The sequence below is a fragment of the Capnocytophaga stomatis genome (assembly GCF_002302635.1).
Classification (GTDB): Bacteria; Bacteroidota; Bacteroidia; order Flavobacteriales; family Flavobacteriaceae; genus Capnocytophaga; species Capnocytophaga stomatis.
Window position 1 is genome coordinate 1 of sequence record NZ_CP022387.1, and the last position, 14,267, is coordinate 14,267.

Below are 14,267 nucleotides of genomic sequence, written 5' to 3' on the forward strand. Positions count from 1 at the left end.
ATGAAAGATTTAGCCGAAAAAGTATGGGGTAGATGTCTTGATTTTATCAAAGACAATATTGATGAGCAACCATTTAATGTGTGGTTTGCTCCCATTGTGCCTATGGGATTGGATGGGAATACATTGAAAATCAAAGTCCCGAGTAAATTTTTCTATGAATTTTTGGAAGAAAATTACATTTCTCTCCTTAAATCGGCACTGACCTTCGCTTTGGGGGCTAATTCTAAATTGACTTACATTATAGACGCCTCGGTTAGGGAGCAAGTGCCAAGTACCAACCGACCTGAGCTGGCGAAGCAGTCTGTTACTGTGCCAGTTCAAAACAAAGACCCTGAGCTTAAGAACCCATTTGTCATTCCAGGAATCCGAGAAATTACGATTGACCCGCAACTTAATCTAAATCAGAATTTTGATAACTTTGTTGAAGGGGCTTCCAATCGTTTGGCTCGCTCGGCGGGGATAGCTGTGGCTAACAAGCCTGGTGGAACTTCGTTTAACCCATTGTTTATTTTTGGAGGCGTAGGGCTTGGAAAAACTCATTTGGCACACGCTATTGGGGTGGAAATCAAGGAGAAACATCCTAAGAAAAAAGTACTATATGTCTCAGCTGAGAAGTTTACTCAACAATTTGTGAATGCCACGATGTCAAAGGATAAGGATAAAAATACATTGAATGATTTTATCCATTTTTATCAACTTATTGATGTTCTTATTGTTGATGATATTCAGTTTTTGTCATCAAAGATAAAAACACAAGATGCTTTCTTCCATATTTTTAATCACTTACATCAAAATAATAAACAAGTGATTTTGACATCGGACAAAGCACCAGTAGATATGCAGGATATTGAGCAACGATTGCTTTCTCGTTTCAAATGGGGGTTGTCGGCAGAATTGCAAGCTCCTGATTATGAAACACGTTATAAGATTTTGAAAAATAAATTTTATACCGACGGAGCTGATGTTAGCGATGAAATTATTGCGTATTTAGCTCAAAATGTGAGAACTAATGTGCGTGAGTTAGAAGGAGTTAGTAACTCGTTAATTGCTCAGGCGGCTTTCAATCGTAAGGAATATTCAATTGAATTGGCTCAAAGCATTATTGAAAAATCAATAAAAAATCACAGAAAAGAAATAACGATTGACCACATACAACAAATAGTTGTGGATTATTTTCAGGTAGATTTGGAAGATTTGCAATCAAAAACTCGAAAAAGGAACATAGTGCAAGCACGTCAGTTAGCGATGTTTTTTGCTAAAAAATACACGAAAAATTCACTTACAACTATTGGTTCACAGATTGGGCAACGCGATCACGCAACCGTTCTGCACGCTTGTAAAACCGTTGAAAATCTGGCAGAAACCGATCGTGAATTTAAAAAATATGTCGAAGATTTAACCTTGAAATTATCTAATTAAGATTATGCTCCCAAGTTTGAAAGCTTGGGATTTTTTTATGCAAAATTTCCTTCAATTAAAATGGTATATTTATTTGGAAATAAGCATAGTTTTATTTGTATTTTAGATTAAAAAAATGTAGCTTTGCAAGATTCAATTTTCTACAAAAATTTAAATGAAAACAAAAATATTGATGGTTTGTTTGGGGAATATTTGTCGTTCTCCGTTGGCAGAAGGAATTTTGAGGTCAAAGCTTGATTCAGAGAAGTTTGAAGTGGATTCTGCGGGAACTTCAAATTATCACGTAGGAGCCGCTCCTGACCGCCGTTCGATAGAAGTTGCTCGCAAAAACGGAATAGATATTTCCAACCTTAAAGGGCGTCAAATTTCAGTTAATGATTTTGAAGAATTCGATTATATTTTTGTAATGGATAGAAGTAACTACGCCAATGTGTGTGACTTAGCAGAAAAAAAAGAGCATCGAGAGAAAATTTCTTTTTTGTTGGATACGCTTGGTAAGGCAACTTTAAAGGAAGTCCCTGACCCATACTATGGAGATAAAAATGATTTTCGAGCTGTTTTCACTATGATTGACGAAGCTTGCGATGTGATAAGTGAAAAGTTGAAAGCTATTCATTAAAATAATTTCTTCTTTTAAATTACTGTATTTTAGTTTTGATTTTATGTCAAGTATTTATCTGATTCCTAACTTTTTAGGTGAAAGTTCTGCTGATATGGTTTTGCCAAATCAGGTGGTAAGTGTTGTTCGTTCGTTAAGGCATTTTATCGTAGAGAATGAAAAATCGGCACGAAAGTTTATAAAACAAATTGCTCCCGAAAAATCTCAACAAGAATTAGTCTTTTTTACCATCAACAAACATACGCCTCCGGAAGAATTGCCTTCTTTTTTAGAGCCTTGTTCTGCCGGATTTTCAATGGGAATTATCTCTGAGGCAGGATGTCCGGGAATTGCTGACCCTGGGGCTGAAATAGTGAAAATAGCTCACAAAGAGAAAATTAAAGTAATTCCTTTGGTTGGTCCTTCTTCCATATTATTGGCTATGATGGCAAGCGGGCTGAATGGGCAAAGTTTTGCTTTTAATGGTTATCTCCCGATTGATAAATCAGAACGTAAAAAAATGCTAAAATCGCTTGAAAGAAAAGTGATAGAAAGCAATCAAACTCAAATTTTTATTGAAACTCCCTACAGAAATGACAAAATGCTTGCCGATTTGATAGAAACTCTGCAACCAACAACTCTGTTGTGTATTGCTTGTGATATCAGTTTGGAAACCGAGGAAATTAAAACTCAAACTATAGCTCAATGGCGAAAAACAAACATTTCTTTTCAAAAACGTCCCGCAATTTTTATTATAGGAAGTTAAAAAATATTGTTATTTTTAGAATATTTATTCATATATTTGCCGAAAATTTTTTCTTTTTACACGCTAAGTTGATTTTTTGAAATTTTTACATATATGTTTCATAAAGAAGGTTTTAAGATAATTCTGACTACGTTTTTTATTACTGCAGGATTGGCTTTGTTTGCACATTTTTTTATTGATATTTTTTGGTTACAAAAACTAATTCAGGTACTTGCATTGGTACTTTTGATTTTGGTACTTCAATTCTTCCGAAATCCTAAAAGAATTACACAAAAGAATGATAATCAAATTATTGCACCGGTTGACGGAAAAGTTGTAGTAATTGAGGAGGTTGAGGAAAAGGAATACTTTAAGGATAAGCGTCTGCAAGTTTCTATTTTTATGTCGCCTATCAACGTTCACGTAACTCGTTATGCCTTAGGTGGTAAAGTGGTTTTTAGTAAATATCACCCTGGAAAATATTTAGTAGCTTGGCACCCAAAAGCATCCGAAGAAAATGAAAGAACTACGGTAGTGGTTGAAAATCAAGTTTTTGGGAAAGTGTTATACCGACAAATTGCAGGAGCTTTGGCAAAACGCATCGTGAATTATGCAAAAGAAGGAGATACGGCAGTTCAAGGAGCTGATGCAGGTTTTATCAAGTTCGGTTCACGTGTGGATTTATATTTGCCACTTGATACTAAAATAAATGTTGAGTTGGGTCAAACTGTTAAAGGCGGAATTGACGTAATAGCTGAAAAATAAGAGTTTAGCAAAGAAATTGATTTTTTAATTTAGTTTTTTTAAAAAGATAGAAAAAATTTATGGGAAGAGCATTTGAGTTTAGAAAAGCACGAAAATTTAAACGTTGGGCTGCGATGGCAAAAACGTTTACGCGTATCGGAAAAGACATCGTAATGGCGGTTAAAGAAGGAGGTCCGCACCCTGAATCTAACTCACGATTAAGAGCTGTAATTCAAAATGCTAAGGCGGCGAATATGCCGAAGGAAAACATAGAAAGAGCAATAAAAAAGGCATCTGAGAAAGATACTGCAAACTATAAAGAAGTTCTTTTTGAAGGGTATGCACCTCACGGAATTGCGGTTTTGATTGAAACGGCAACCGATAATAACAATCGTACTGTGGCAAATATCCGTAGTTATTTTAATAAATGTAACGGAACTCTTGGAACTTCCGGTTCGGTGGAGTTTATGTTCGACCACACGTGCAATTTCCGAATTAATGCCGAAGGAATTGACCCTGAAGAGCTTGAGCTAGAGATGATTGACTTCGGAGCCGAGGAAGTTTTTGCCGACGAAGACGGAATTCATATTTATGCACCTTTTGAGAGTTTTGGGGCTATTCAAAAAGAATTGGAAGGCAGAAATATAGAAATTTTATCTTCAGGATTTGATCGTATTCCTCAGGTAACTAAAGAGTTATCGGCTGAAGAACAAGCTGATGTGGAAAAACTTCTTGAAAAAATAGAAGAAGACGAGGATGTCCAAAATGTTTACCACACAATGAAAGAAGCTGAAGCTTAGTCTTTTAGGGTTCAATAAACTGTAAATATTCAATATAAAATATGTAGAAACTGTTAGAGATTGCTTTATAGTTTTTTTCTGACAGTTTTTCTTTTATCATAAACGTAATTATGTCATCTATAGAGAATTATAAAAAAGCATTTTTAATTCATCTGGAAAAATCAATTGTTAAAACAGAACCTGAAAATTTGTATGCACCAATGCATTACATTTTGGGATTGGAAGGAAAACGCATTCGTCCTATTTTAACGCTAATGGGGGCAAACCTTTTCGGGGTAGATTATAAAAAAGCTCTTCACGCGGCTTTGGCTGTGGAAGTTTTTCATAATTTTTCGTTGGTTCACGACGATATTATGGATAACGCTCCTTTAAGGAGAGGCAAACAAACAGTACACAACAAGTGGAATACTAACACAGCGATTTTATCGGGAGATGCAATGTTAATCATTGCTTATCAGTTGTTTGAGAATTATAAACCAACTATTTTTCAGGAGTTGGCGAAATTGTTTAGCAAAACGGCTTTGGAAGTTTGTGAAGGTCAGCAATTGGATATGGATTTCGAACGCCGAAACGATGTGAGTACTGACCAATATTTGCTGATGATAAAGTACAAGACTGCTGTTTTGGTGGGGGCTGCTTTGCAAATGGGAGCAATTGTGGCTGAAACTTCCGCAGAAAATAAAAAACTTGTTTACGATTTCGGAATTCAGTTAGGTTTGGCTTTTCAATTGCAAGACGATTATCTTGATGCCTTTGGAGATAGTTCTTTCGGTAAGCAAATAGGAGGGGATATATTGGAAAACAAGAAAACAATGCTTTATCTGAAAGCTTTGGAATTATCTGATAATGAGCTAAAAAAAGAATTATTCCTTTTGTATAATAATGCGGAAGAAAATCCTGATAAAGTTGAAAAAGTAAAGAAAATTTTTGTAGAAACTCAAGCTGCTGATTTTGTCAGAAAAGAAATTGAGAAATACACACAAAAATCTTTGGAATCGCTTGAAAAATTGGATATTACTGAGGATAAAAAACTTGAACTCAGAAAGTTTGCTATTGATTTAATGGACAGAAAAATATAAAAAAATCGAATAAAATTATTAAAAATATAGAAAAGATGGAAAGAACATATGCAGGGATTCCTGAAGAAAATGCAACGTTTGAAAATTCAAAAGTAATGTTGGTAACGGTTCCTTATGACGGAACTTCTACTTGGGGGAAAGGTGCAGACAAAGGTCCTGAACTTTTTTTGAACGCCTCTGAAAATATGGAACTCTATGATATTGAGACAGATTCAGAACCTTACTTGAATGGAGTTTATATGGCGGGAGAAGTGTCTGAAAATAGCTCGCCTGAGGCAATGACCGAAGCTGTTTATCAAAAAACGAAAGAACTTTTGCAACACGAAGACAAATTATTTACACTTTTCGGAGGGGAGCATTCTGTTTCAATTGGTTCGATTCGTGCAGTGGGAGAGAAGTATGAAAAATTAACCGTACTTCAGTTAGATGCTCATACGGATTTGCGTCCGGAGTTTCACGGTTCTACATCTAACCACGCTTGTGCGGTGTTCGAGGCTAACCAAAAGCATAAATTAGTACAAGTAGGCATTCGCTCAATGGATGCAGAAGAAAAACAATATCTTCCTAAAGGACGTGTATTTTTTGCTCACGAAATTGCTAAAAACAAGAAATGGATTGATGATGTTTTGGATAAAGTTTCCGGAAATGTTTATATAACCATTGATTTGGATGCTTTTGACCCTTCAATCGCTCCGTCAACAGGAACTCCGGAACCAGGCGGATTACAATGGTATCCAACTTTGAAACTACTTCGCAAGGTTTTCAAAAAATGTAATGTGGTAGCTTTTGATATTGTGGAACTTATGGATAGCCCTGCTGCGAAACCAACAGCTTTTTTAGCCGCAAAATTGTATTATAAAATGTTAGCTTACCATTTTAAATACAGTAAAAGAGTTAAATAACGAAGATTACGAGAAATAAAAAAAGGTCAGAATTAGAAAACATTCTGACCTTTTTTGTTTCTATATGGAATTAAAAATTACACATTAAAACGGAAATGCATCACATCACCATCCTTCACGATATATTCTTTGCCTTCTACACGCATTTTTCCGGCTTCTTTTACTTTGGCTTCACTTCCGTAGGTAACGAAATCATCGTAGGCGATAACTTCGGCACGGATGAATCCCTTTTCAAAATCGGAGTGGATAACCCCGGCGGCTTTTGGAGCGGTATCTCCTTTGTGAATCGTCCAAGCACGAACCTCTTTAACTCCGGCAGTGAAATAGGTTTGCAAATTTAGCAGTTTGTATGCTGCCCGAATCAGTTTGGAAGCCCCTGGCTCATCCAGCCCGATGTCTTCCAAGAACATTTGTCGTTCTTCATAGCTTTCCAATTCGGTAATGTCGGCTTCGGTGGCAACGGCAAGTACAATGACTTCCGCATTTTCGTCCTTTACCGCTTCTTTTACCTGCTCCACATATTTGTTTCCATTCTTGGCAGAAGCCTCATCAACGTTACAAACATATAAAATAGGCTTGGCGGTAAGCAGTTGGAAAGAATCCATTAATTCTTGCTCGTCTTCAGCAACTTGTACGGCTCTTGCAGAATTGCCCGATTCCAAAGTAGCTTTGATTCGGTTTAAGAGTTCTTGTTCTTTGGCAGCTTTCTTGTCGCCCGCTTTGGCAGCACGATTTACTTTGTCGAGGCGTTTTTCAACCGTTTCAAGGTCTTTAAGTTGAAGCTCCACATCGATGGTTCCTTTATCGCGGATAGGATTTACGCTACCGTCCACGTGAACAATATTATCGTTTTCAAAGCATCGAAGCACGTGTATGATGGCGTTACACTCGCGGATGTTCCCCAGAAACTGGTTGCCTAACCCTTCGCCTTTGCTGGCTCCTTTCACTAAGCCGGCAATGTCCACAATTTCAACGGTGGCTGGCAAAACGCGTTCGGGTTTTACCAATTCTTCCAGCTTTTCCAACCGTGGGTCGGGTACGTTCACTACCCCTAAATTAGGCTCGATGGTACAAAACGGAAAGTTTGCACTCTGTGCTTTGGCATTTGATAAACAATTAAATAAGGTGGATTTCCCAACATTAGGAAGCCCTACAATTCCTGCTTTCATATTACTTTTATGGGTTTTACAGCCTTTTAATGATTTAATATACTCATTTTTAGCTGTTTTACTTTTTACTAAAATTCGTGCAAAAGTAATAAAAAATCTTGAAACTCAAAAAATAACACATATTAAGGGTTAAGAAATTAGAAAAAGCCAAAGCAAAACTTAATTTTTTAAAAAATAAAAAACCGAAAGCATTACACTTTCGGTTTTTTGTTATCCTTAAACAGAATTCTTAAGTTATTTAAACTCTTTTTCGTAGCGTTTGCGGTCGTTTTCGTTTAAGTAGATTTTACGCAAGCGTATTGATTTTGGTGTGACCTCCACGTATTCATCTTTTTGGATGTACTCCAATGCTTCTTCCAACGAAAACTTAATAGCAGGGGCAATACGCATTTTATCGTCCGCACCAGCTGAACGTATGTTGGTGAGTTTCTTGGTTTTAGTAACGTTCACTACCATATCATCACCGCGTGAATTTTCCCCAATTACTTGTCCTTCGTACACATCTTCGTTCGGGTCGATGAAGAATTTCCCTCTATCTTGCAGTTTGTCAATAGAATACGGAATGGCTTTTCCATTTTCCATTGAGATTAACGAACCGTTGATACGCCCCGGAATTTCGCCTTTGTAAGGTTGGTATTCCAAGAAGCGGTGTGCCATAATGGCTTCTCCGGCAGTAGCTGTAAGTATCTGATTACGAAGCCCGATAATTCCTCTTGACGGAATGATAAATTCAATTACCATTCGCTCGCCTTTCGGAGTCATTGAAAGCATTTCACCTTTGCGAAGGGTTACAAATTCAACGGCTCTTCCCGAAAGGTTTTCGGGCAAGTCGATAGTCAGTTCCTCAACAGGCTCGCATTTTACGCCGTCAATTTCTTTTATAATTACTTGTGGTTGACCGATTTGAAGTTCATAACCTTCACGACGCATCGTTTCGATAAGTACCGATAAGTGAAGCACTCCACGTCCGAAAACCATAAATTTATCGGCGCTGTCGGTAGGCTCTACACGAAGGGCGAGGTTTTTCTCCAATTCTTTTTCCAAACGCTCTTTAATGTGGCGTGAAGTAACATATTTTCCTTCTTTCCCAAAGAAAGGTGAATCGTTGATAGTGAACAACATACTCATTGTAGGTTCATCGATAGCGATGGTAGGCAACGCCTCTGGATTTTCGAAATCGGCAATGGTATCGCCAATGTCAAAACCTTCCAATCCGGCAATGGCACAGATGTCGCCTGCTTGTACTTCGTCGATTTTTTTACGACCTAATCCGTCAAAAGTATGCAGTTCTTTAATCTTTGATTTTGTGATAGTTCCGTCTCCTTTTACCAGCGAAACGTTCATTCCGCTTTTGAGTACGCCTCGTTGCAAACGCCCGATGGCAATTCGTCCTGTAAAAGAAGAATAATCAAGTGAAGTAATAAGCATTTGGGTGGTTCCTTCTTCCACTTTTGGCGAAGGAATATGCTTGATTACCATATCTAAAAGCGGGTCGATGGAATCCGTTTGGTTTTTCCAATCTTCTGACATCCAATTATTTTTGGCAGAACCATACACGGTAGGGAAGTCCAACTGCCATTCTTCGGCACCAAGCTCAAACATCAAGTCGAATACTTTTTCGTGAACTTCGTCGGGTGTACAGTTTTCTTTGTCCACCTTATTTACTACCACGATAGGTTTGAGTTTCATTTCGATGGCTTTTTGCAGTACGAAACGCGTTTGTGGCATCGGACCTTCAAAGGCGTCCACCAAAAGCAGAACACCGTCTGCCATATTGAGTACACGCTCCACCTCACCACCGAAATCGGCGTGTCCGGGAGTGTCTATAATGTTGATTTTCGTTCCTTTATAATTCACAGAAACGTTTTTGGAAAGAATCGTGATTCCGCGTTCGCGTTCAATGTCGTTATTATCCAAAATCAGTTCTCCCGATTCTTGGTTTTCTCTGAATAAAGCACAATGGTGTAGTATTTTATCCACCAAAGTAGTTTTCCCGTGGTCAACGTGGGCAATAATAGCTATGTTTTTGATAGCAGTCATAAAATGTATTTAAAATTAAAAGCGGGCAAAAATACGATTAAATGTGAAAAATGAAAAATTGAGCTGAAAAAAGTTTTGTTAAATCACGAAATTTGAATAAACAAAAACTAAATCTTAAAGAAATTTTACTTTTAATAAATAAAACAAAATATATTTATCAAATACTGAATCGGATAAATTACAAATATTTGGTTTTAAATCAATAAATGAGGTTTTATCTGCCAAAATGTAACTAACTTAACACCAGCTTCATTTTCTTTCAGAAGATAAAAAAAACAAGAAAATATGTGTTATAATCAATTTTTTTCGTACATTAGCCCGTTGATTTGTTGAATGAAATTAGAAAATAGTAAACATTAATTATGACAGAAGGAGAAAAACTCATTCCTGTAGATATAGGTGATGAGATGAAATCCGCTTACATTGATTATTCAATGTCGGTAATTGTTTCACGGGCATTACCGGATGTTCGTGATGGCTTGAAACCTGTTCATCGCCGCGTTCTGTTCGGAATGTATGAGTTGGGCGTGTTGAGTAACAAAGCATATAAAAAATCTGCGAGAATTGTAGGGGAAGTTCTGGGTAAATATCACCCACACGGTGACTCACCCGTATATGAAACAATGGTGCGAATGGCACAGCCTTGGAGCTTGCGTTATATGCTGGTTGATGGGCAAGGAAACTTCGGTTCGGTAGATGGAGATTCGGCAGCGGCAATGCGTTATACGGAGGCTCGTATGCGAAAAATATCGGAAGATATGCTCGCTGATATTGAAAAAGAAACCGTTGACCATCAATTAAACTTTGACGACACTCTGCAAGAACCTACGGTGTTGCCTACTCGTATCCCGAATTTGTTAGTAAATGGTTCGTCAGGAATTGCGGTGGGAATGGCTACCAATATGGCTCCGCACAACTTAAGCGAAGTAGTTGATGGAACAATTGCTTACATAGATAATCCTGAAATTGAAATAGATGAATTAATAAAATACATCAAAGCTCCTGATTTTCCTACCGGAGGAATCATTTACGGATATGAAGGAGTACGCGAAGCTTTCAAAACAGGACGTGGTCGTGTTGTGATGCGTGCTAAAGCTGATATCCAAGAGGTTAAAGGAAGGGAATGTATCGTAGTTACAGAAATTCCGTATCAGGTTAATAAAGCCTTGATGGTTAAACAAACAGCCGACCTTATTAAAGACGGAAAACTGGATGGTATTTCTGAAATCCGTGATGAATCGTCAGGACGTGAGGGAATGCGTATTGTTTATGTGCTCAAGCGTGATGCCGTGTCTAACGTAGTTTTAAATAACTTATTTAAACACACAGCGTTACAATCGTCTTTCAGTGTGAATAATATCGCCCTGGTTAATGGTCGTCCACAATTGTTGAATTTGAAAGAGTTGATTCACTACTTTGTGGAACACCGTTACGATGTGGTGTATCGCAGAACACAATTTGAACTCCGCAAAGCACAGGAAAGAGCTCATATTTTGGAAGGATTAATCATTGCTTCGGATAATATTGATGAGGTAATTGCAATTATCCGTTCATCAGAAAGTCCTGAAGTAGCTCGAACTCGATTGATGGAGCGTTTCAATCTGTCTGAAATTCAGTCGAGAGCGATTGTTGAGATGCGTTTACGTCAGCTTACAGGTCTTGAACAAGATAAATTACGTGCTGAATTTGAAGAACTTAAAAAGTTGATTATTGATTTAGAAGATATTTTGGCTCGTAAGGAACGCCGTACTGAAATCATCAAAGAAGAACTTCTTGAGGTGAAAGAGAAATATGGCGATGTTCGTCGTTCTCAAATTGAGTACGCGGGAGGAGAGTTCAGCGTGGAGGATATGATTCCTGATGAAACAATGGTAATTACCATCACGCACGCAGGATATATCAAACGTACACCATTAAATGAATACAAAACGCAAAACAGAGGCGGTGTTGGTCAAAAGGCTTCAAATACGCGTGACCAGGACTTTTTGGAACATTTGTTCGTGAGTTCGAACCACCAATATATGTTGTTCTTTACTCAGAAAGGAAAATGTTTCTGGATGCGAGTTTACGAAATTCCGGAAGGAGGCAAAACTGCCAAAGGACGAGCTATCCAAAATCTTATCAACATTGAACAAGATGATAAAGTAAAAGCCTTTGTGAGCGTTCAAAACCTTAAAGATGAGGAATATATCAATAATAATTATTTGATTATGACCACGAAACAAGGTATCGTTAAGAAAACCTTGTTGGAGCAATATTCTCGTCCTCGTCAAAATGGTATTAATGCAATCACAATCAAGGACGGAGATGAATTACTTGAGGCAAAACTTACTTCCGGTAAGAGTCAGCTAATGTTGGCTGTGAAATCGGGTAGAGCTATCCGTTTTGAGGAAGAGAAAGTACGTGCCGTAGGTAGAAATTCGCAAGGAGTTCGAGGAATTGATTTGGATGTTGAAAATGATGAAGTTATAGGAATGATTGCTATTGAAAATCCGTTGGAAGAAACTGTGCTTGTGGTTTCGGAAAATGGATACGGAAAACGTTCTTATATCGACGAACCGGAAACGGGAGAGGCTGTTTACCGAATTACAAATCGTGGAGGAAAAGGAGTTAAGACAATTTCCATTACCGAAAAAACAGGAAATTTGGTAGCAATCAAGAGTGTGCTTCCGGGTGAGGATTTGATGATTATCAACAAGTCCGGAATTGCTATCCGTCTACCGATAGATGATTTGCGAATTATGGGACGTGCTACACAAGGTGTACGTTTGATAAACATCAAAGGAAACGATTCTATCGCGGCTGTTGCTAAGGTTATGAAAGAAGATGAGGAAGAAACCACATCGGAAGAAAATCAAAACCCTGAAACTGAAAATAATGTATAGATAGTCAATTTTGCATAAATCTTGTCAGAATTTCAAACTTTGGCAAGGTTTGTGCTTTGGTTAGTCTAAAAATCAAAAAATTATAAAACAACTTACAAAAACAAATCAGATGAAAAAATCATTATTGTTTGCATCAGCATTATTGGTATCGGCTGTTGCGTTTGGACAAAAAAAGGAACTTAGAGAGGTAGAAAAACAAATCAAAAAAGGAGATTTGGCAAATGCTAAAAATGCATTAGAGGGAATTAAAAGTGTAGCTACATCAAACAGCGAGTTTGCTCCTCAATACTATTTCTTGGAAGGACAATTGAATCTTGCTAACGCTAAAAAGAATGTAAATGTAGCATCTTCTTTGCAAAATGCTTCTTCTGCCTTTGCAAAAGTGAGAGAATTGGAGGGAGGAAAAGGGAAATATGTGTCAATGTTGCAGCCTCTTTTGGAAGAAGCAACTAACATCGCTCTTACTCAAGCACAAGAATCTTACGGAAGAAAAGATTTGAAAAATGCTACAACTGCATTTGAGCAAGTGTATCGTTTAAGCCCGAGAGATACTGTCTTTTTGTATAACGCTGCTTTGGTTGCTGTGCAAGATAAAAACTACGATGCAGCTTTGAAATATTACAAAGAGCTAAAGGATTTGAATTACGATGGAACAGAAGTTCTTTACTATGCAAAAGAAAAACAAACTGGTAAAGAAGAGGCTTTCCCGACTAAAAATCAACGTGATTTAATGGTAAAGGGAGGTACTCACACAAATCCAAGAACTGAAAAAACTCCTTCAAAACGTGCTGAAATCATCAAAAATATTGCGTACATTTATGTAGAGCAAGGCAAAAACGATGAGGCTTTGGCAGCATTTGCAGAAGCAAGAAAAAGATATCCAAATGACGCAAATTTGATAGTTCAAGAGGCGAGCATTTATATGCAGTTGGATGACAAAGACAAATTCAAAGAATTGATGCAAGAAGCAGCTAAATTAGAACCTAAAAATCCTGATTTACAGTATAATATAGGTGTTATTAATATGCAACAAAATCATTTGGAAGAAGCTCGTAAAGCATTTGAACAAGCGTTGAGCATCAAACCTGATTATGCGGATGCTGTATTAAATATTTCAACAACCTATATTAATGAAGGAAATGCTTTGGTTGAGCAGATGAACTCTTTAGGAAATTCAAAAGCAGATATTGCAAAATATGAGGAATTAAGACTTAAAAAAGATGAATTCTTTAAAAAAGGTGCTGAAATTCTAGAGAATTTTTATAAAACACAAGGTAAAAATGAAAGTATCTTGGAGCAATTAAAAAATATCTATGGAGCCTTAGGAGATAGTGCTAATTTCCAAAGAGTTAAAGGATTGTTAGGACAATAATTCTTTTAAAAAACGGATAAATAAAAGCATAAGGGAATGAATCCTTTATGCTTTTTTTATTTTGTCTTTAGGATTAAATAACATATGTTCGGTTTTTAACTTTCAACATTTAATTTTATCTTTGCCCGAATTTTCAAGTAATAAAAATGCAAATAGAAGTACTAAAATCTAAAATTCACAGAGTTACGGTTACGGGAGCTGACTTAAACTATGTTGGGAGCATCACAATTGATGAAGATTTGCTTGATGCGGCCAATATGATTGAAGGAGAGAAGGTTGCAATTGTGAATGTGAACAATGGTGAACGTTTGGAAACTTATATCATAAAAGGAAAACGCAATTCCGGAGAAATTGTGTTAAATGGTCCTGCTGCTCGCAAGGTACAAAAAGGAGATATAATTATCATTATTTCTTACGGAATTATGGATTTCGAGAAGGCAAAACAATTCAAGCCATCAATTATTTTTCCGAATGAAAATACAAACAAAATAGAATAACATAATAAACTAATTTC

General features: G+C 37.0%; 12 protein-coding genes. 10 read left to right on the forward strand and 2 right to left on the reverse strand.

The window, feature by feature from the left end:
• The 7 genes from dnaA (at position 1) to speB (ending at position 6,287) form a co-directional block, all read left to right on the forward strand.
• Positions 1-1,419 carry a chromosomal replication initiator protein DnaA gene (dnaA, locus tag CGC58_RS00005; RefSeq protein ID WP_095894532.1) on the forward strand — a complete coding sequence of 473 codons (1,419 nt, stop codon included), beginning with the start codon at positions 1-3 and terminating at the stop codon, positions 1,417-1,419.
• 154 nt (positions 1,420-1,573) lie between these two features.
• Complete coding sequence (locus CGC58_RS00010; protein ID WP_095894533.1) at positions 1,574-2,038, forward strand: low molecular weight protein-tyrosine-phosphatase; 465 nt, start codon at positions 1,574-1,576, stop codon at positions 2,036-2,038.
• Between the two features lie 43 nt (positions 2,039-2,081).
• The gene (locus CGC58_RS00015; RefSeq protein WP_095894534.1) at positions 2,082-2,783 is read left to right on the forward strand and encodes an SAM-dependent methyltransferase; all 702 of its coding nucleotides are present in this window, start codon (positions 2,082-2,084) and stop codon (positions 2,781-2,783) included.
• A 93-nt stretch (positions 2,784-2,876) separates the two neighbouring features.
• Entirely contained in the window at positions 2,877-3,527 is a 651-nt protein-coding gene (locus CGC58_RS00020; protein WP_095894535.1) for a phosphatidylserine decarboxylase family protein, read from the forward strand.
• Positions 3,528-3,586: 59 nt separating this feature from the next.
• Positions 3,587-4,306: a YebC/PmpR family DNA-binding transcriptional regulator gene (locus tag CGC58_RS00025; RefSeq protein WP_095894536.1), complete on the forward strand. Its 720-nt coding sequence runs from the start codon at positions 3,587-3,589 to the stop codon at positions 4,304-4,306.
• 110 nt (positions 4,307-4,416) lie between these two features.
• Positions 4,417-5,385 (forward strand): polyprenyl synthetase family protein, encoded by a 969-nt coding sequence (locus tag CGC58_RS00030; protein ID WP_095894537.1) that lies wholly within the window; start codon positions 4,417-4,419, stop codon positions 5,383-5,385.
• Positions 5,386-5,420: 35 nt separating this feature from the next.
• The gene (speB, locus tag CGC58_RS00035; RefSeq protein ID WP_095894538.1) at positions 5,421-6,287 is read left to right on the forward strand and encodes an agmatinase; all 867 of its coding nucleotides are present in this window, start codon (positions 5,421-5,423) and stop codon (positions 6,285-6,287) included.
• Between the two features lie 77 nt (positions 6,288-6,364).
• Here the strand turns inward: speB and ychF are convergent, their stop codons facing one another.
• Both ychF and typA read right to left on the reverse strand, forming a co-directional pair.
• A complete protein-coding gene (gene ychF / locus CGC58_RS00040; protein ID WP_095894539.1) occupies positions 6,365-7,456 on the reverse strand; it encodes a redox-regulated ATPase YchF in 1,092 nt (363 codons plus the stop codon).
• A 234-nt stretch (positions 7,457-7,690) separates the two neighbouring features.
• Positions 7,691-9,496 carry a translational GTPase TypA gene (gene typA / locus CGC58_RS00045; protein WP_095894540.1) on the reverse strand — a complete coding sequence of 602 codons (1,806 nt, stop codon included), beginning with the start codon at positions 9,494-9,496 and terminating at the stop codon, positions 7,691-7,693.
• Between the two features lie 362 nt (positions 9,497-9,858).
• Here typA and gyrA point away from each other — a divergent pair, with 362 nt between their 5' ends.
• The 3 genes from gyrA (at position 9,859) to panD (ending at position 14,250) form a co-directional block, all read left to right on the forward strand.
• A complete protein-coding gene (gene gyrA, locus CGC58_RS00050) occupies positions 9,859-12,381 on the forward strand; it encodes a DNA gyrase subunit A (protein ID WP_095894541.1) in 2,523 nt (840 codons plus the stop codon).
• Between the two features lie 109 nt (positions 12,382-12,490).
• Complete coding sequence (locus tag CGC58_RS00055; protein ID WP_095894542.1) at positions 12,491-13,753, forward strand: tetratricopeptide repeat protein; 1,263 nt, start codon at positions 12,491-12,493, stop codon at positions 13,751-13,753.
• A gap of 146 nt (positions 13,754-13,899) precedes the next feature.
• Positions 13,900-14,250 carry an aspartate 1-decarboxylase gene (panD, locus tag CGC58_RS00060; RefSeq protein WP_095894543.1) on the forward strand — a complete coding sequence of 117 codons (351 nt, stop codon included), beginning with the start codon at positions 13,900-13,902 and terminating at the stop codon, positions 14,248-14,250.
• Positions 14,251-14,267 lie beyond the last annotated feature (17 nt).

Coding starts and splice junctions, on each gene's coding strand:
- speB (WP_095894538.1), top strand. CDS start 5,421: ATGGAAAGAACATATGCAGGGATTCCTGAAGAAAATGCAACGTTTGAA.
- CGC58_RS00010 (WP_095894533.1), top strand. CDS start 1,574: ATGAAAACAAAAATATTGATGGTTTGTTTGGGGAATATTTGTCGTTCT.
- typA (WP_095894540.1), bottom strand. CDS start 9,496: ATGACTGCTATCAAAAACATAGCTATTATTGCCCACGTTGACCACGGG.
- CGC58_RS00030 (WP_095894537.1), top strand. CDS start 4,417: ATGTCATCTATAGAGAATTATAAAAAAGCATTTTTAATTCATCTGGAA.
- dnaA (WP_095894532.1), top strand. CDS start 1: ATGAAAGATTTAGCCGAAAAAGTATGGGGTAGATGTCTTGATTTTATC.
- CGC58_RS00015 (WP_095894534.1), top strand. CDS start 2,082: ATGTCAAGTATTTATCTGATTCCTAACTTTTTAGGTGAAAGTTCTGCT.
- ychF (WP_095894539.1), bottom strand. CDS start 7,456: ATGAAAGCAGGAATTGTAGGGCTTCCTAATGTTGGGAAATCCACCTTA.
- panD (WP_095894543.1), top strand. CDS start 13,900: ATGCAAATAGAAGTACTAAAATCTAAAATTCACAGAGTTACGGTTACG.
- gyrA (WP_095894541.1), top strand. CDS start 9,859: ATGACAGAAGGAGAAAAACTCATTCCTGTAGATATAGGTGATGAGATG.
- CGC58_RS00055 (WP_095894542.1), top strand. CDS start 12,491: ATGAAAAAATCATTATTGTTTGCATCAGCATTATTGGTATCGGCTGTT.
- CGC58_RS00020 (WP_095894535.1), top strand. CDS start 2,877: ATGTTTCATAAAGAAGGTTTTAAGATAATTCTGACTACGTTTTTTATT.
- CGC58_RS00025 (WP_095894536.1), top strand. CDS start 3,587: ATGGGAAGAGCATTTGAGTTTAGAAAAGCACGAAAATTTAAACGTTGG.